Raw genomic sequence first — 18,648 nt, 5'->3', positions numbered from 1 at the left:
ATGAAAAATGAGGTCCCGAAACAAGTTCGGGATGACGATGGTAGAGGGAGGGCCGCGAGGTAGCCCTACCCCGCCGGTCGGACCGGCGACAGGAACAGTGGTGCTGCGATGCCTTCCTTCGAGGCGGCGGCCAGGGCAGCCGGGCGCTCCTGCAGCCGGGTCAGCATCGCCACCAGCTTGGGAAACCGCTCCAGATCGCCACGGCTCAGCGCCGGAGCCACGTCGCCGTAGAGCTGCGCCCAGCGGAGGCAGGCGGCGAGGTAGTAGTCGCACACGCTGACCGCCGCGCCGAGCAGCCAGGGGCGTCCATCGCCGAGCAGTTCCTCGTAGATCGCCAGATCCTCCAAGGTCTGGCGGCAGCTCCAGTCGGAGACGCCGACGGCCACAGTCCGGTCGTCCGAGACCCGGTCGGCGTAGAAGCCCAACCGCAGATAGGCATGCACCGTGTTGGACAGGTGGAACAGCCGGCGCAGATACTCTCCGCGCGCCGCCGCATCCTCCACCGGTGCACCGAGCGCGCCATGCTTGTCGCTGAGATACAGCAGGATCGCGGCGGTCTCCGCGATCGGCTGGCCGGTATCGTGGTCGACCAGAACCGGCAGCAGGCCGGTTGGATTCAGCTTGTGGAACGCCGCGTCCCGGCCGGTGCGCCGTCCCGCCACCAGGTGGTCGTCATAGGCAACGCCGAGCTCTTCCAGGGCGAAGCGGATGACCAGATTGGCGCTGTCGGGGTTGTAGAACAGGGTATAGGCCATGGAGGGCGCCGTCAGGATGGGTGGAAGGTGGTGGCGATCGCCGACGGGCGGGCGCGCAGCCGCTCGCACCAGTCGCGGACGCGGGGATGCGCATCCATCATCTCGCGGCCGACCGCGGTGAGGCAGAACAGGTCCAGCGCCGGCAGGAAATGGGTGTCGGCCAGGGTCAGCGCGGCGCCGGCGAGATACGGGCCGTCCCCCAGCCAGCGCTCCAGTTCGGCGAGCACCTTGCGCGAGACATCCAGCGCCTTGTCCCGCGGCATCCAGCCGGTCTCGACATCGCGCGCCTCGCTGACGAAGATGGTCCAAACCATGGCTGGATAGGCGTAGCTGTCCATGATCCGCATCGCCTGCACCGCACGGGCGAGGGCGCCGGGTTCGGTCGGCAGCAGCGGCGGCTCGGGATAGCGGGCCTCCAGATAGCGCTGGATCGCGTCGCTCTCGTAGAGCCTTACGTCGCCGTCCTCGAAGGCCGGGATCTTTCCGAACGGGTGCAGGTCGCCATACCAGTCCGGCAGGCCCGCCGGATCGAACGGGTCGACCGGCACCAGCTCGTAGTCCAGCCCCTTCTCCTCGAGGCAGAGCCGGACGGTGCGGACATAGACGCTGAACGGGCAGCCGTAGAGCTTCACCCGGTCCTCCTTCGATCGCTCATGAGAGCACGGCCACCATGTCGACCGATTGCGACGTGTCCTGGGAGCCGGCGGTGCGCAGGGCACCCTTGACCGGGGCCACGTCGAAATAGTCTCGGCCGACGGCGACCACCACATGATCCTCGCCGGCCATCATGTTGTTGGTGGGGTCGAACTCGACCCAGCCCATCTCCAGCCCGGACCATGCACGTACCCAGGCATGCATGGCGTCCGCACCCTCCAGCCGGGCCGCACCCTTGGGCGGGATGGTGCGCAGGAAACCGCTCACATAGCCCGCCGGCACGCCGATGCTGCGCAGGGCGCAGATGGCGATATGGGTGAAGTCCTGGCACACCCCGTGGCGGGCACGGAACGCCTCCTCCAGCGGGGTGTCGACGGCCGTCGCTTCCGGATCGAAGGTCATTTCCCGATGCAGGGCCGTGCAGATCGCCGTCACCGCTTCCAGGGCGGTGCCGCTGCCGGCGCTCAGCGTCTTCGCCCAGGCGGCGATCTCCGATACCTGCGGCACGCGAGGCGAGCGGCCGCGGAAGTGATGCGGAGACTCCGGCGAGACCGAATTGACCGTCTCCAGTTCCTTGGCGAGCCGTTCGAGGCTGGGCGAAACGTCGAACAGCTGTTCCAGGGCGGTGCGGTCGACCCGGGCCTTCATCAGGAAGGAGGTCTCCTCCACGGCCCCGTCATAGGAGATGTTGATGCACCGGTTGTCGAAGAAGTCGAAGAAAAGGCCCTGTTCGGTGGGGATCGGTGCCACGTCGAGGGACGAAGCGATGACCCGCTGTCGACCGGGCAGGGTGGCGGGCGTCAGCCGCAGGATGTGCCGGCCCGCGTCGGCGAGGCTGTCATAGGCGTACTCGATCTTCAGGGTGATGTCGTAGAGCATGCCCCGGCCCTAATGCAGATAGGTATCGGCCAGAAGGCCGGACAGGGACGCGGTGTCGGCCGACAGGGCGTCGAACCGATCCGGGGTGATCTCCCCTGGTGCGGCGGTGGTCAGCGCGGTCTTGATCTCCAGCACCTTGCGCTGGAACGGCGTCATCCGGACCTCCTCGACCGTGACCGGCAGGTAGGAGGCGTGATCGTCGATCGCCATGAGCTGCTGCAGCACGGAGCGTGGGTTCATGTCGTCGAGCATCAGCAGGTCGATGACCGTGTCCCGGCTCGTCCCCGCGGCGTAGCGGCGGCGGTGGGTCATCACGGAATCGCCGACCTCGATCGCCAGGTCCAGTGCGCCTTCCGGCGCCTCGGGATCGGTGCAGACCCGCAGGAAATGCATCATCGCGCCCGCGCGCTCGACCGCCCGGCCGATGCCGAGGAAGCGCCAGCCGGTCGACCGGTACATGTTCTCGTGCACCAGGCCGGCGAACCCGGCGATCTTGCGCAGCAGGACGCTGAAGGCGCGGGACGCGTCGTCGCCCGGCTGGATCCGCTCGGCGAACATCTCGGTGGTGCGGGTCAGGTCGACCAGCGCGTTCCAGGCATCGGTGGAGAACCGGTCGCGCACCTGGCCGGAACTGCGCAGGGCGGCGCGCAGGTCGTCCAGCAAGCCGTCCGAGATCGACTCCATCGCGTCGATCGACAGGGACTCCAGATAGTGGGACAGCATCGCCGCCAGCGGGTAGTCCTCGCCTCCGGTCTCCGCCAGACGGATGTGGAAGGACCGCAGCAGCCGCAGCTTGAAGTCGGCCCGCTCCACATACCGGCCGAGCCAGAACAGGTTGTCGGCCGCCGTGCTCGGCAGGGTGACGTCCTGGGTCCGCTTCGGCACGCCGCCGCCGGTGTCCAGCAGGGTGTCCACCGGTCCGGCATCGTCCGACACCACCCACACATCCGAGACCGCGCCGCCGCGCTGCATGGAGATGTCGGCGCTCTCCGCCGAATGGCCGATCCGCGCGAAGCCGCCGGGCATCACCACCCAGCCGTTGCCGGAACGGGCGACGAAGACCCGCAGGCTCATTGGCCGGGCCTCCAGCTTGCCGTCGACAAGGGCCGGGGCGGTGGACAGCGAGACGATCTCCTGGCCGGCCAGCAGGGGGCCGTTCTCGTCGATCCAGGCCGGGTCGACGTCGGTGCCGTCGGTCTTCTTGCCGGCGATCACCACGTTCGGGCCGTGGTCGAAAGGCAGACGGGTCGACATGGCGTTGTCGATGGTCATGCGCTCCAGATTGGCCTTCACGTAGTCGCACTCGCCCGGCCCGCCGCACCACCAGGTGGCGATGTTCGGCATGGCGAGGGGCTGACCGGTGAGGTGCTCGCTCATGCGCGGCATGAAGGCCATCAGGGCGCGGGCTTCCAGCGCGCCGGAGCCGAGCGCGTTGACCATGGAGAACGAACCGGCGCGCAGGGCCCCGATCATGCCCGGTGTGCCGAGCTGCGAGCTCTCGTTCAGTTCCAGCGGATCGGTCCATTCCGCGTCGAGTCGGCGCCAGACCACCGAGAGCGGCTGCAGCCCGCTGACCGTGCGGACCATCAGCCGGTTCTCCTTCACCGCCAGGTCGGCGCCCTGGACCAGCATGAAGCCGAGATAGCGGGCGATGTAGGAGTGTTCGAAATAGGTGTCGTTCAGCGGTCCGGGGGTGAGGATCGCCACCCGACTGCCGTCGCCGTCGCGCATCCCCAGCAGGGTGTCGCGGAACCGGCGGAAGAACCCGGCCAAGCGCATCACGTTCGCGCTGCTGATCAGCGAGGAGAAGCTGCGCGAGGTCGCCATGCGGGTCTCGAGCGCGAAGCCGGCGCCGGATGGGGCCTGGGTCCGGTCGCCCAGCACCCACCACTTGCCATCGGGCCCGCGGCCGATGTCGAAGGCGAGAAAATGCAGGTAGTGGACGTGCCGGGGTTGGACCCCGACCATGGGCCGCAGCCATTCCGGATTGGACGCCAGCAGGCGCGCCGGCACCACACCGTCGGCGACCAGCCGGTTCGATCCGTAGAAGTCGGCCATCGCCGCTTCCAGCACGTCGGCGCGCTGCATCAGGGCGGTGGCGATGTTCTGCCACTCACCGGCGTCGATCAGCATCGGCAGGTGGCTCAGCGGCCAGTCACGCTCCGTAGAATCGGTCGGGCCGTATTGCCGGAAGAACACCCCGGCATCGCGCAGATACTGGCTGCCCCGCGCCAGGGCATGGTCGAGCGCGTCTGGGTCGAGTGCCGCGAGATCGCGCAGGAACGGCTGCCAGACCGGGCGCACCCGGCCCTTGCTGTCGAACAACTCGTCCGCCACGCCGGGCAGCGTGCGGTAGGCGTCCAGGAGGCTGCCCCAATCGGATCGGTTCGCAGCCTGCTGTGGCTCGCTCATGGGTCAGGTTCCGGCCGCGCGTCTCAGGTCGAGGGTCAAGGGGAACTCGGGATGAGTCATCTCAGGTGCCGGAACATAGCTGCCCGGCGTATGTCCATGATACTCGAACCTTGCAAGTCTGCGTGCATCGGCTTCGTTGGCGTTGACCGGGAAGGTCTCGTAGTTGCGTCCGCCTGGATGCGCCACGTGATAGACGCAACCGCCCAGCGCCCGGCCTGACCAGGTGTCGTAGATGTCGAAGGTCAGCGGGGCATGGACTGGGATCACCGGATGCATCGCCATGGCGGGGCGCCAGGCCTTGAAGCGGACGCCGCCGACCGCGACTCCGCTGGTCTCGGTGGCGTGCAGCGGCATCCGGCGCTGGTTGCAGGTCACCACGTAGCGGCCCGGATCCAGCGCCGTCAGCTTGACCTGCAGCCGTTCGGTGGAGCTGTCCGTGTAGCGCGCGGTGCCGCCGATGGCGCCGGTCTCACCCAGCACGTGCCACGGCTCCAGCGCCTGGCGCAGTTCCAGATGGACGCCCTCGTATTCGACCTCGCCGCAGAACGGGAATCGGAACTCGGCCTGGGCCTCGTACCATTCGGACCGGAAGTCGAAGCCGTTCAGCCGCAGATCCTGCAGCACGTCCATGAAGTCGGACCACACGAAATGCGGCAGCATGAACCGGTCGAGCAGGGTGGTGCCCCAGCGGGTGAAGTTGCCGCCGATCGGCGACTTCCAGAACCGGGCGATCAGCGCGCGCAGGAGAAGCTGCTGCGCCAGGCTCATGCGCGGGTCCGGTGGCATCTCGAAGCCGCGGAACTCCACCAGCCCAAGCCGTCCGGTCGGGCCGTCCGGCGAGTACATCTTGTCGATGCAGATCTCCGAGCGGTGGGTGTTGCCGGTCACGTCGGTCAGCATGTTGCGCAGCAGCCGGTCCACCAGCCAGGGCGGCGGCGGGGCGCCGTTGTCCGGATGCGGGATCTGGCCGAGCGCGATCTCCAGCTCGTAGAGCGTGTCGTGCCGGGCGTCGTCGATGCGCGGCGCCTGGCTGGTCGGCCCTATGAACAGGCCGGAGAACAGGTAAGACAGGCTCGGATGGCGCTGCCAGTGCAGGATCAGCGACCGCAGCAGGTCCGGACGGCGCAGGAAGGGGCTGTCCTCCGGGTTGGCGCCGCCGACCACCACGTGGTTGCCGCCGCCGGTGCCGGTGTGCTTGCCGTCGATCATGAACTTGTCGGCGCCGAGACGGGACTGACGCGCCTCCTCGTAGACGCCTTCGGTGATCGCCACGCAGTCCTTCCAGCTGGTTGCCGGGTGGATGTTCACCTCGATCACGCCGGGGTCGGGGGCGACGCGGATCACGTTCAGGCGCGGATCGGTCGGCGGGGCGTAGCCCTCGATATGCACCTTCACGCCGACCTTGGCGGCGGCCCGCTCCACGGCGTCGAGCAGGTCGAGATAATCGTCGACCCGCTCCACCGGCGGCATGAACACGCACAGCCGGCCGTCGCGCGGCTCCACGGCGATGGCGGTGCGCACGGCGCCGCCAACCTCGCCGACCTTCTGCTCGATGACGTTCTGCACCTCGCCGCCGGCGGTGAAGCGCGCACGGGCCTGGTCCGGCGCCGTCTCGCCGGCCTGCGCCTCGCCGGGACCCCGTTCGGCGGAGAAGTCCGGCAGCGGGCTCTTCTCCTCCCAGGGATCGGCGATGTTCACATAGGGATACTGCGACGGCGGCACGTAGGGCAGGGCGCCCAGGGGCAGGCGGAAGCCGACCGGGCTGTCGCCGGGCACCAGGAACACGTGGCCCCGGCGCGGCTTCCACAGCTCGGACTTCCAGCGCCGGGTTTCCATCGACCGGGACTGCCAGCTCTGCACCGGCAGGACGTAGCCGGCCGGCTCGGTCAGGCCGCGGCTGAACACCCGGGCGATCCGGTGCCGCTCCTCGGCGTCGCGCAGCTTGGAGTTCTCCGGCGTCACGTTCTCCGGAAGGTTCGCCTCCTTCAGCACCCATTCGGCGGGGTCCTCGAAGGCGGGGACCACATAGTCCCGCTGGATCGCCAGGTTCTCGGCGATGGCCTTCAGCAGCGCCTCGGCCTCCTTTGGCCCGGCCTGCAGGGTCTCGGTCTCGCCGGCGATCAGGTCGGGGTCGCGCCAGATCGGCTTCTCGTCCCGCCGCCAGTACAGAGAGAAGGTCCAGCGCGGCAGGGTCTCGCCCGGATACCACTTGCCCTGGCCGTAATGCAGGAAGCCGCCCGGCGCGAACCGCTTGCGCAGCTTGCGGATCAGCACGTCGGCGAGGCCGCGCTTCATCGGGCCGACGGCGGCTGTGTTCCACTCCTCGGACTCGAACTCGTCGATCGACACGAAGGTCGGCTCGCCGCCCATGGTCAGGCGCACGTCGCCGGCGTTCAGCTCCGCGTCGACCTTCTCGCCCAGGGCGTGGAGTGCCTCCCAGGCATCGTCCGAGAACGGCATGGTGATGCGCGGATGTTCGGCCACCCGTTTCACCGTCATGTCGAATTCGAAATCGACCTTGGCGACGCTCGCCATGCCGGAGATCGGAGCGGCGTTGCGGTAGTGCGGGCAGGCGGCGAGCGGGATGTGGCTCTCGCCGGTCAGCAGGCCCGAGGTCGGGTCGAGCCCGATCCAGCCTGCACCCGGCAGGTACACCTCGGCCCAGGCATGCAGGTCGGTGAAGTCGTGATCCGTGCCGGCCGGGCCGTCCAGGGAGACCAGGTCCGGCTTGAGCTGGATCAGGTAGCCGGACACGAAGCGGGCGGCGAAGCCCAGATGGCGCAGCACCTGCACCAGCAGCCAGCTCGAATCCCGGCACGAGCCGCTGGCCAGTTCCAGCGTCTCCTCCGGCGTCTGCACGCCCGGCTCCATGCGGATCAGGTATTTCACCGCCTCGGAGACCTGGCGGTTCAGGTCGACGACGAAATTCACCGTACCGGACTGCGAGCGGTCCAGATTGTCGAGGAAGGACTGGACGCGCGGGCCGATGGGCTCCGGACGCAGATAGATGGTGAGGTCGTCGCGCAGTTCCTCGGGATAGGCGAAGGGCCACTGCTCCGCCGATTCCTCCACGAAGAAGTCGAACGGGTTGTACACCGTCATGTCGGCGACGAGATCGACCTCGATCTTCAGCTCGCGCACCGGCTCCGGGAACACGAAGCGGGACAGCCAGTTGCCGTACGGGTCCTGCTGGTGGTTCACGAAATGCGTGTCCGGGGTGACCTTCAGCGAGTGCGAGATCACACGGGTCCGGCTGTATGGCGCCGGGCGCAGACGGATGATCTGCGGACCCAGGCTGACCGGCCGGTCGTAGCGGTAATGCGTGAGGTGATGGATCGCGGCTTTGATCGACATGATTATCCAGATGGTTGCAGCGTCCGAGCGTACCCTAGGAGGTTATATCGCAATGGCGAAAGGTATTGCGAGGCTCCTATCGCATCCCGCGCGGAGTCCGCCGGATGGTCGCTTCGATTGCCGTCCTCGTTCACAAATGTATATTGGGGCAGACCACGAATGTGGCATCCAACAAGGGGAAACGACCATGAAACGTTTGCTACCGTTGCTCTGTGCGGCGGTGTTCTCCACCGCAGCCAATGCTCAGGAAGAGGTGAAGATCGGCATGCTCCAGGGCTTCACCGGCCCGACGGAGTCGCTGGTCAAGCCGATGGCGCTTGGCGGAGAGATGGCGATCCAGGAGATCTCCGACAGCGGACTGTTCCTGGGCGGCAAGAAGGTCGTCTCGGTGCGCGGTGACAGCACCTGCATCGACGCGGCGGCCGCCACGGCCGCGGCCACCCGTCTGATCACCTCCGAGAGCGTCGTCGGCATTGTCGGCGCGACCTGCTCCGGCGCGACCACCGCGGTCCTGAACAACGTCGCCCGCCCGAACGGCATCGTCATGATCTCTCCGTCGGCGACCTCGCCGGCGCTGAGCACGATCGAAGACGACGGCCTGTTCTTCCGCACCGCTCCGTCCGACGCGCGTCAGGGCGAGATCATCGGCGACATCCTGTCGTCCAAGGGGATCAAGTCGGCGGCGCTGACCTACACCAACAACGACTACGGCAAGGGTCTCGCCGACGCCATCCAGGCCGCTTTCGAGAAGGCTGGCGGCAAGATCACCGCCGTCGCCGCCCATGAGGACGGCAAGGCGGACTACTCGGCGGAAGTCGCGACCCTGGCCTCGGCCGGCGGCGACATCCTGATCGTGGCGGGCTACCTCGACCAGGGCGGCAAGGGCATGATCCAGGCCGCGCTGGACACCGGTGCCTTCGAGAAGTTCATGCTGCCCGACGGCATGGTCGGCGAGGCGCTGACCGAGAACTTCGGCGCTTCCATCGACGGCTCCATCGGCACCAACCCCGGCACCGACAGCCCGGGTGCGAAAATGCTGGCCGACCTTGCCGGCGGCAAGGGCTTCAAGGGCGACGACCCGTATGTCCCGGAGGCCTATGACGCCGCCGCCGTTCTGCTGCTGGCCATGCAGTCGGCCGGGAGCACCGACAGCGCGGTCTACAAGGAGCATGTGGAGAAGGTCGCCAACGCTCCGGGCGAGAAGATCTATCCGGGCGAGCTGGCCAAGGCCCTGAAGATCCTCGCCGATGGCGGCGACATCGACTATGTCGGCGGCACCGCGCTGGAGCTGATCGGCCCGGGCGAGTCCGCGGGCAGCTTCCGCGAGACGACCGTCGAGGGTGGCGCCTGGAAGACGGTGTCCTACCACTGACCGCCTGGCGGTTTTGATCGAACCGGGGACGGTCGGGCGCTGCCCGACCGTTTCCCGATCTCGGGTTGGCTGAATGATCAGAGTAGAAAACGTCACCAAGAACTTTGGTGGCATCCGCGCGGTGGACGGGGTCTCCCTGGAGATCGCGCAGGGGTCGATTACCGGCCTGATCGGCCCGAACGGGGCCGGAAAGACCACCCTTTTCAACATCATCGCGGGACATTTCCCGCCTTCCTCGGGGATGATCTTCCTCGACGGCGAGGATGTGACGGCGCTGGAACCGCACGAGCTGTTCCACAAGGGGCTGTTGCGCACCTTCCAGATCGCCCACGAGTTCTCCAGCCTGACGGTGCTTGAGAATCTGATGGTGGTGCCGGGCGAACAGCCGGGCGAGCAACTGCGCCACGCCTGGTTCAACTTCGCCAAGGTGCGCGAGGTCGAGGAAAAGGTCCGCCAGCGCGCCCGTGAGGTGATCGAGTTCCTGGAGATCCCGCATCTGGAGAACGAGCTGGCCGGCAACCTGTCCGGCGGCCAGAAGAAGCTTCTCGAGCTCGGCCGCACCATGATGGTCGACGCCAAGATCGTGTTCCTGGACGAGGTCGGCGCCGGCGTGAACCGCACGCTGCTGCAGACGATCGCGCGCTCGATCCAGCGCCTGAACCAGGAGCGCGGCTACACTTTCTGTCTGATCGAGCACGACATGGATTTCATCGCCCGGCTCTGCGACCCGGTCATCGTCATGGCCGAGGGACGGCTGCTGACCCAGGGGACGACCGAAGAGGTCATGAACAACGAGGACGTCATCGAGGCCTATCTGGGTACCGGCCGTAAGCACAAGCGGGTGTCCGAGGCATGAGCTTCCTGGCAGCGACTGGCATGACCGGGGGGTACGGCGGCGCCGACATCATCACCGGCTGCGAATTGCGGGTGGAACGCGGCGAGATCGCCGTGGTCGTCGGCCCGAACGGGGCCGGCAAGTCCACGGCGATGAAGGCCGTGTTCGGCATGCTGAACCTGCGCGAGGGCAGCGTGATGTTCGACGGCACCGACATCACAGGCCTGGCGCCGCAGGAGCGGGTGCGGGTCGGCATGGGCTTCGTGCCGCAGAACCGCAACGTCTTCGTCTCGCTCAGCGTCGAGGAGAATCTGGAGATGGGCGCGTTCATCCGCGACGACGACATCTCCCAATCGAAGGAACAGGTCTTCGAGCTGTTCCCGATCCTGGCCGAGAAGCGCAACCAGCCGGCGGGAGAGCTGTCCGGCGGCCAGCGCCAGCAGGTGGCGGTCGGCCGGGCGCTGATGACCCAGCCGCGGCTGCTGATGCTGGACGAGCCGACCGCCGGCGTGTCGCCGATCGTCATGGACGAGCTGTTCGACCGCATCGTGGAGATCGCCAAGACCGGCATCGCCATCCTGATGGTCGAGCAGAACGCCCGTCAGGCGCTGGAGATCGCCGATCACGGCTTCGTCCTGGTCCAGGGCACCAACCGCTTCACCGATACCGGCGAGGCGCTACTGGCGAACGAGGAAGTCCGCCGTTCGTTCCTGGGGGGCTGAGAGATGGAGATCGCCAACGCCTTCGCGCTGCTCGCGAATTTCGTCCTCGTTCCGGCGACCGCCTATGGCGCGCAGCTTGCGCTGGGGGCACTCGGGGTGACGATCATCTTCGGCATCCTGCGCTTCGCCAATTTCTCCCACGGCGAGCTGATGTCGTTCGGCGCCATGGTGACGATCCTGGTGACCTGGCTGCTGCAGATGAACGGGATCGGCCTCGGCCCGCTGCCGACGGCGCTGCTGGCGCTGCCGGTGGGCATCCTGGCGACCGTCGCCATGGCGGTGCTGACCGACCGCTACGTCTTCCGCTTCTACCGCAAGAAGCGGGCGAACCCGATCGTCTTCGCCATCGTCTCGGTCGGCGTGATGTTCATGATGGCGGGCATCATCCGCATCGTGATCGGACCCGACGACCAGAGCTTCGCCGACGGCGAACGGTTCCTGATCAGCTACGGCGATTTCAAGAAGCTGACCGGCTGGGACCAGGGCATCGCGATCAAGCAGACCCAGGTGGTCACCGTCGTCGTCACGCTCATCGTCGTCGCCTTCCTGTTCTGGTTCCTGCAGAAGACCCGCTGGGGCAAGGCGATGCGCGCCTATTCCGACGACGAGGATCTGGCGCTGCTGTCCGGCATCAACCCGGAGCGGGTGGTGCTGATCGCCTGGATCATCGCCGGCTCGCTCGCCTGCATCGCCGGCACGCTCTACGGTCTCGACAAGACCTATAAGCCGTTCATCTTCCTGCAGATCCTGCTGCCGATCTTCGCCGCCACCATCCTCGGCGGCATCGGCCAGCCGGTCGGCGCGGTGCTCGGCGGTTTCATCGTCGCCTTCTCGGAAGTCACGGTGACCTACGCCTTTAAGCGCTTCCTGGCCTATCTCGGCCCCGAGGGCTGGGAGCCCGACGGTTTGGTCCAGCTCCTGTCGACCGATTACAAGTTCGCGGTCTCCTTCGTCATCCTCGTCGTCGTCCTGCTGGTGCGACCGACCGGTATCATCCGGGGGAAAGTCATATGACCCGGCGCGTCGTTTTTCTGTACGGCCTCATGCTGCTGGTGCTGCTCGGGGTTGGGATGTTCCAGAGCTGGAACGTCGCCTTCGGCATCTTCAACCTGTGCCTGATCTCCGCGATCATGGCGCTCGGCGTGAACATGCAGTGGGGCTATGCCGGGCTGTTCAATGTCGGGATCATGGGCTTCACCGCGCTGGGCGCGCTGACCGCAGTGCTGGTCTCCATGCCGCCGGTGCAGGAGGCCTGGGCCGTCGCCGGCGGTGATCTTGCCTTGTCCGTCCTGTGTCTGGCCGCCACCGTGGTCGCCATTCTTGTGGCGCGGCGCGTGGTGCCGCCAGCCTTCCGGCTGCCGGTCACCGTCGCCCTGGTGGTCGCCGGCTACTTCCTCATCGGCGCCTTCTTCCTGCCGGCGACGGAGCGGATCGAGGCCATCGACCCGGCCCTGTCCGGCTATCTCGGCGGCATGGGCATGCCGGTGCTGCTGGCCTGGCCCCTGGGCGGCGTGGTCGCGGCCGGGGCAGGGTGGCTGATCGGCAAGATCTCGCTCGGCCTGCGGGCCGACTATCTCGCCATCGCGACCCTCGGCATTTCCGAGATCATCATCGCCGTCATCAAGTACGAGGAGTGGCTGTCGCGCGGCGTGAAGAACGTCACCGGCATCCCGCGCCCGGTACCCTACGAGGTCGATCTGGTCGACCAGCAGTGGTTCGTCGATCTGGCGACGTCGTTGGGCGCGACCGACATGAACGAGGCCTCCAGCCTATTCGTGAAGTTCTGCTACGCGGCGCTGTTCATCGTGGTCCTGGCCATCGTCATGTGGCTGGCCGAGCGGGCGCTGAAATCCCCCTGGGGCCGCATGATGCGGGCGATCCGCGACAACCGCGACGCCGCCGAGGCCATGGGCAAGGACGTGAAGGCCCGCCACCTGCAGGTCTTCGTGCTCGGCTGCGCCACCTGCGGCATCGCCGGGGCCATGCTGGCGACCCTGGACGGCCAGCTCACGCCGACCAGCTACATCCCGCTGCGTTTCACCTTCCTGGTTTGGGTGATGGTCATCCTGGGCGGCTCCGGCAACAACTGGGGGGCGGTTCTTGGCGGCTTCGTGATCTGGTTCCTGTGGGTCGAGGCCGAACCGCTGGGCAACTGGTTCATGGCGACGATCACGGCCCCGCTGCCGGACGACTCAGCGCTCGGCGCGCATCTGATGATGGGGGCGGCCTATACCCGCTACCTGCTGATGGGAGCGATCCTGCTGCTGGTCATGCGCTTCGCGCCCAAGGGGCTCATTCCGGAGCGCTGACGCGGTCTGAGGAGTCGTCCGTTGCCTCGACCGGCAGGTTGAGCGTGCGGGCGACCACGAAGCCGATCCATCGCACCGTCTCCGGGGCCCTCGGATCCCGTGCCGGCTGGGCGCCGAGCGAGCCGATCAGCCAGTCGCCGTGCAGGGCGTCCAGAAACAGCTTCGCGGCCTGATCCGGGTTGTCGATCGGCGCCTGTCCGCTGTCGCGGATTTCCGTCAGGTATCGGGCGAGGCGACGCTGCAGCCGGTCTGGGCCGTTGCGCAGGAAGGCGGCGATCACCTGCGGGAAGCGGTTCCCCTCGGTCATGAAGCTGCCGAAGATCCGCTGCGCCTCGGGTGTCCAGATCTGCTCGACCAGGTCCGTCGCCAGGCGGGTCAGGGTGGCGGTCGGATCGCCGGAGGCGTCGAGCTTGACCATCATCTGTTCGGCGAACGCCGCACAGCTCTCGCCGACCGCCGCCTCGATCAGCCCGTCCTTGTCGCCGAACGCCGAATAGATGGTGGCCCGGGAACCGCCCGCCCGCGCGATGATGTCGTCGAGGGTGGTCGCTCCGATCCCGTTCTCCTTGACCAGAGACCAGGCGGCGTCCACCAGCGCGCGGCGGCGGATCTCTCCGCGGGTCGGGGGTTTGCCGTGTCCCGGGCAACAGGCCATATCGGTCGCGATCCTCGTCGGGGGCTGGGGCGTTCGCACAAGTTTCTTGTTGTGCGGTGCAATATGTACTAGATAGTACACAAATTAGACAAGCCGCAACCCTGGACGCTGGAACCGATGCGTCCTCCGACGCAATTTCACGCACAAGGAACACGACTGTGCCGAAGGCTTTCCTGACCCGACTTTGTGTTGTGCTCGCCGCGACCATCGCGCTCGCCGGCTGTGAGGAAGAAAAGCAGGCCTCCGCGCCCGCGGCACGGCCGCCGGCACAGGTCGGTTTCACCACCGTGAAGGCGGAGGCGGTCGATCTGACCGCCCGGCTTCCCGGCCGCGTTGTGGCGTTCCGCCGGGCGGAGGTGCGCCCGCAGGTCGATGGCATCGTGACCAAGCGGCTGTTCGAGGAAGGGACGACGGTGACCGCCGGTCAGCCGCTCTACCAGATCGACGCCGCCGTCTACGAGGCCCAGGTGAAGATGGCCGAGGCCGACCTTGCCCGGGCGACGGCGACGCTGAACTCCACCCGCACGAAATTGAAGCGCTACGAGAGCCTGGTGAAGACCAGCGCCGTCAGCCGCCAGGCCTATGACGACGTCGCCGCCGAGGAGCAGGAGAACCGGGCCAGCGTGGCGTCGGCCAACGCCGCGCTCGACGCCGCCAAGATCAATCTTGGCTACACCGAGGTCCTGGCCCCGATCGGCGGCCGTATCGGCCGCTCGTCGATCACCGAGGGCGCGCTGGTGACGGCCGGGCAGGCGGATGCGCTGGCCACCATCACCCAGCTCGATCCGATCAATGTCGATTTCACGCAGTCGAGCGCGGAGCTCCTGCGGCTGAGCCAGATGTTCAAGACCGGGCAGCGGGCCCAGGGCAACGGCGACGAACTGCCGGTGACCCTGTTCCTCGACGCCATCGATCTGGAATACGACCACCGGGGCACCATGCAGTTCTCCGAGGTGACGGTGGACGAGACCACGGGCTCGGTCCGGCTGCGCGCGGAGTTCCCCAACCCCGAACGCGACCTGCTGCCGGGCATGTTCGTCCACGGCATCGTCAATCAGGGCGTGGTGGAGAACGGCTACCTGGTCCCGCAGGCCGCGGCGAGCTTCGACCGCATGGGCGACCCGTTCGTCTACGTGATCGGCGAGGACGATACCGTCAGCCAGGTCAAGGTTCACATCGTCGATGCCGCCGGCAAGGACTGGCTGGTCGACCGGGGGCTGAGCGACGGCATGCGGGTCGTGGTGGACGGGCTTCAGCGCATTCGCCCGGGGGCCAAGGTGACGCCGGTGGAAGTCCAGCGTCCCACCGCAGCTTCCGGCGAGAAGCCGCAGAAAATGAGTGCGCTGCACTAAGCGCGCTGAACCGAAAGCACTCCTATGGCCAGTTTCTTCATTGATCGCCCGGTCTTCGCCTGGGTCATCGCCATCGTGATCATGCTTGCGGGCGGTCTCTCGATCCTGCAGCTGCCGATCGAGCAGTATCCCTCCGTGGCGCCGCCGACGGTGCAGATCAACGCGACCTATCCCGGCGCCTCGGCGCAGACGCTCGAGAACACCGTGACCCAGGTGATCGAGCAGCAGATGACCGGTCTCGACAACCTGCGCTACATCTCCTCGACCAGCGACAGCAGCGGATCGGCGCAGATCAAGCTGACATTCGAGCCCGAGGCCGATCCCGACATCGCCCAGGTGCAGACCCAGAACAAGCTGCAGCTCGCCACCTCCCTGCTGCCGGAAGCGGTGGTGGAGCAGGGCATCCAGGTGTCCAAGGGCAGCGGCAGTTTCCTGATGGTGCTGGGCTTCGTGTCCGATACGGACATGGCGCAGACGGACATCGCCGATTTCGTCGCCGACAGCATCCGCGATCCGATCAGCCGCGTGAACGGCGTCGGCTCGGTCCGGCTGTTCGGCGCCCAGCACGCCATGCGCATCTGGCTCGATCCGGACCGGCTGCTCAGCTACAAGATCACGACCGCCGAGGTCCGGGCCGCCATCGTCGCCCAGAACACGGAGATCTCGGCCGGCCAGATCGGCGGCGCGCCCGCCGTGCCGGGCCAGCAGATCAACGCCACCCTGATCGCCCAGACCCGTCTGGAGACGCCGGAGGAATTCGGCAACATCCTGGTGCGGGTGAATACCGACGGCTCGCAGGTTCGGCTGAAGGATCTCGCGCGGATCGAGATCGGCGCCGCGTCCTACAGCACGGTTGCCCGATATGACGGCCGCCCGGCCGCGGGTGTGGGCATCAACCTCGCCTCGGGCGCCAACGCGCTCGATACCGCCGACGCGGTGCGCGCCAAGATCAAGGAGCTGCAGCCGTTCTTCCCGGCCGGGCTCGAAGTTGTCTATCCCTACGACACCACACCCTTTGTCGAGATCTCCATCAATGAAGTGGTGATGACGCTGTTCGAGGCGATCGTCCTGGTCTTCGTGGTGATGTTCCTGTTCCTGCAGAACATCCGCGCGACCCTGATCCCGACCATCGCCGTGCCGGTCATCCTGCTCGGCACCTTCGGCGTGCTGGCGGCGTTCGGCTTCACGATCAACACCCTGACCATGTTCGGCATGGTGCTCGCCATCGGCCTGCTGGTGGACGACGCCATCGTCGTGGTCGAGAACGTCGAGCGCGTGATGCACGAGGAAGGGCTCGGACCGCGCGAGGCGACCCGCAAGTCCATGTCGCAGATCACCGGCGCCCTGGTCGGTATCGCCATGGTGCTGTCGGCGGTGTTCGTGCCGATGGCCTTCTTCGGCGGCTCGACCGGTGCGATCTACCGGCAGTTCTCCATCACCATCGTGTCGTCGATGGTGCTCTCGGTGATTGTGGCCATCGTGCTGACGCCGGCCCTGTGCGCCACCATGCTGCGGGCGAAGGACAGCCACGGCAAGACCACCGGCCCGTTCGGCTGGTTCAACCGCGGCTTCGACTGGACCAACCGGTTCTACCGCAACAGCGTCGGCCATGTGGTCGGGCGCAAGTGGCGGTATGGCGTGGTGTACCTGCTGATCGTCGGCGGCCTCGCGTTCCTGTTCCTGCGCCTGCCGACCTCGTTCCTGCCGAACGAGGACCAGGGCATCATGTTCGCGCAGATCTCCCTGCCGGATAACGCCAGCCAGGAGCGCACGGTCGAGGTCCTCAAGAAGGTGGAGCGCCATTTTCTCGAGAACGAGAAGGACAACGTGAACGGCCTGTTCACCGTCGCGGGGTTCAGCTTCAGCGGCAGCGGCCAGAATGCCGGTATCGCCTTCATCAACCTTAAGGACTGGTCGGAGCGTCCGGATCCGGTGTCGGCTGTCGTCGGCCGCGCGTATGGCGCCCTGTCGCAGGTCCGCGAGGCGCAGATCTTCGCCTTCACCCCGCCGGCGATCATCGAATTGGGCAACGCCACCGGCTTCGAGTTCCAGCTGGTCGACCGCAGCGGCGTCGGTCACGCGGCGATGATGCAGGCGCGCGGGCAGATCCTCGGGTTGGCCGCGCAGGATTCGCGGGTATCGCAGGTCCGGCCGAACGGCTTTGCCGACACGCCGCAATACCGCGTCACCATCGACCACGAGAAGGCGAGTGCCCTCGGCCTGTCGATCTCCGACATCAACGCCACCCTGTCGACCGCCTGGGGCGCGTCCTACGTCAACGACTACATGGAGAACGGCAAGGTCAAGAAGGTCTACCTGCAGGCCGACGCGCCCTACCGGATGATGCCAGAGGATCTGGACCGCTGGTATGTGCGCAATGCGTATGACGAGATGGTTCCGTTCTCCGCCTTCGCGACCTCCGACTGGACCTATGGCTCGCCGCGCCTGGAGCGGTTCAACGGCTCGTCCTCGGTCCAGATCCAGGGTCAGGCGGCGGCGGGCGTCAGCTCCGGCGACGCGATGCAGGCGATGATCGACATGGCGCAGGAGCTGCCGGACGGCATCGGCTACGAATGGTCCGGCCTGTCCTATGAGGAGCGGATGTCGGGCGACCAGGCGCCGATGCTCTACGCGATCTCGCTTCTGGTCGTCTTCCTCTGCTTGGCCGCTCTGTATGAGAGCTGGAGCATTCCGGTATCCGTCATGCTGGTGGTCCCGCTCGGCGTGTTCGGTGCGGTGGCGGCGGCCTATCTGCGGATGCTGCCGAACGACGTGTACTTCCAGGTCGGGCTGCTGACCACGGTGGGTCTGTCGGCGAAGAACGCCATCCTGATCGTGGAGTTCGCCCGTGAGCTCTACGACGACGGCATGGACCTGCTGGACGCGACGGTGGAGGCCGCGCGCCAGCGCTTCCGGCCGATCATCATGACCTCCATGGCCTTCACCCTCGGCGTGCTGCCGCTGGCGATCAGCACCGGGGCGGGTGCGGCGAGCCGTCAGGCCATCGGCACCAGCGTCATGGGCGGCATGATCTCCGCCACCGTGCTGGCGATCTTCTTCGTGCCGCTGTTCTTCGTGATGATCATGCGGCTCTTCTCCAAGCGCCGGGCCCAACCGCCGAAGACAGAGACGCCGGACGGCGATCCGACGCCGGAGCCGGCCCACTAAGGCTCCGATAGATCGACAAGGGCGTCCGCCGCGCGGTGGGCGCCCTTTTTCGTTCGCGACCCCGACGCCGCCCGATCCGCGGAATAGCCGGATGGGAGCAGGTCCATGGTTGACAGCGGGGTCATTAATGCGAATGAGTTGCATTATTGTCCGTGCTGCTTCCCACCCCCTCCGAAGGCCG

At 67.1% G+C, this 18,648-nt stretch carries 13 protein-coding genes; 7 read left to right on the top strand and 6 right to left on the bottom strand.

Annotated elements, in window-relative coordinates:
- Positions 1-65: 65 nt before the first annotated feature.
- The 5 genes from T8K17_RS21280 to T8K17_RS21260 are packed head-to-tail and all read right to left on the bottom strand — an operon-like array spanning position 66 to position 8,054.
- Positions 66-755: a glutathione S-transferase family protein gene (locus tag T8K17_RS21280; protein WP_322331739.1), complete on the bottom strand. Its 690-nt coding sequence runs from the start codon at positions 753-755 to the stop codon at positions 66-68.
- Positions 756-766: 11 nt separating this feature from the next.
- Positions 767-1,387, bottom strand: coding sequence for a glutathione S-transferase family protein (locus tag T8K17_RS21275; protein WP_322331738.1), 621 nt, complete (start codon positions 1,385-1,387; stop codon positions 767-769).
- Between the two features lie 19 nt (positions 1,388-1,406).
- Positions 1,407-2,288, bottom strand: coding sequence for a transglutaminase family protein (locus T8K17_RS21270; RefSeq protein WP_322331737.1), 882 nt, complete (start codon positions 2,286-2,288; stop codon positions 1,407-1,409).
- Positions 2,289-2,297: 9 nt separating this feature from the next.
- Entirely contained in the window at positions 2,298-4,700 is a 2,403-nt protein-coding gene (locus tag T8K17_RS21265) for a circularly permuted type 2 ATP-grasp protein (RefSeq protein ID WP_322331736.1), read from the bottom strand.
- 3 nt (positions 4,701-4,703) lie between these two features.
- A complete protein-coding gene (locus tag T8K17_RS21260; RefSeq protein WP_322331735.1) occupies positions 4,704-8,054 on the bottom strand; it encodes a transglutaminase family protein in 3,351 nt (1,116 codons plus the stop codon).
- Between the two features lie 187 nt (positions 8,055-8,241).
- On the opposite strand from T8K17_RS21260, the gene T8K17_RS21255 reads away from it, so the two are divergent.
- The 5 genes from T8K17_RS21255 to T8K17_RS21235 all read left to right on the top strand — a co-directional run bounded on the left by T8K17_RS21255 (position 8,242) and on the right by T8K17_RS21235 (position 13,292).
- Positions 8,242-9,426 (top strand): ABC transporter substrate-binding protein, encoded by a 1,185-nt coding sequence (locus T8K17_RS21255; protein WP_322331734.1) that lies wholly within the window; start codon positions 8,242-8,244, stop codon positions 9,424-9,426.
- A gap of 73 nt (positions 9,427-9,499) precedes the next feature.
- Positions 9,500-10,282, top strand: a complete 783-nt coding sequence (locus T8K17_RS21250) for an ABC transporter ATP-binding protein (protein ID WP_322331733.1) — start codon at positions 9,500-9,502, stop codon at positions 10,280-10,282.
- Positions 10,279-10,983, top strand: a complete 705-nt coding sequence (locus tag T8K17_RS21245) for an ABC transporter ATP-binding protein (protein WP_322331732.1) — start codon at positions 10,279-10,281, stop codon at positions 10,981-10,983. The genes T8K17_RS21250 and T8K17_RS21245 overlap by 4 nt, the downstream gene beginning before the upstream one ends.
- 3 nt (positions 10,984-10,986) lie before the next feature.
- Positions 10,987-11,997, top strand: a complete 1,011-nt coding sequence (locus tag T8K17_RS21240) for a branched-chain amino acid ABC transporter permease (protein ID WP_322331731.1) — start codon at positions 10,987-10,989, stop codon at positions 11,995-11,997.
- A complete protein-coding gene (locus T8K17_RS21235) occupies positions 11,994-13,292 on the top strand; it encodes a branched-chain amino acid ABC transporter permease (RefSeq protein ID WP_322331730.1) in 1,299 nt (432 codons plus the stop codon). Before T8K17_RS21240 ends, T8K17_RS21235 begins: the two co-directional genes overlap by 4 nt.
- On the opposite strand, the gene T8K17_RS21230 is transcribed toward T8K17_RS21235, so the two are convergent.
- On the bottom strand, positions 13,276-13,947 hold the full coding sequence (locus tag T8K17_RS21230; RefSeq protein ID WP_322331729.1) for a TetR/AcrR family transcriptional regulator: 672 nt from the start codon (positions 13,945-13,947) through the stop codon (positions 13,276-13,278). The two genes, T8K17_RS21235 and T8K17_RS21230, sit on opposite strands and share 17 nt — an antisense overlap.
- A gap of 158 nt (positions 13,948-14,105) precedes the next feature.
- On the opposite strand from T8K17_RS21230, the gene T8K17_RS21225 reads away from it, so the two are divergent.
- Positions 14,106-15,299: an efflux RND transporter periplasmic adaptor subunit gene (locus T8K17_RS21225; RefSeq protein WP_322331728.1), complete on the top strand. Its 1,194-nt coding sequence runs from the start codon at positions 14,106-14,108 to the stop codon at positions 15,297-15,299.
- 24 nt (positions 15,300-15,323) lie between these two features.
- Positions 15,324-18,467 (top strand): efflux RND transporter permease subunit, encoded by a 3,144-nt coding sequence (locus T8K17_RS21220; RefSeq protein ID WP_322331727.1) that lies wholly within the window; start codon positions 15,324-15,326, stop codon positions 18,465-18,467.
- Positions 18,468-18,648: the final 181 nt, after the last annotated feature.

The sequence above is a fragment of the Thalassobaculum sp. OXR-137 genome (assembly GCF_034377285.1).
In the GTDB taxonomy this organism is placed as follows: Bacteria; Pseudomonadota; Alphaproteobacteria; order Thalassobaculales; family Thalassobaculaceae; genus Thalassobaculum.
Note: the sequence above shows the minus strand (reverse complement) of the source record. Positions and strands in the feature narration are given on the sequence as shown.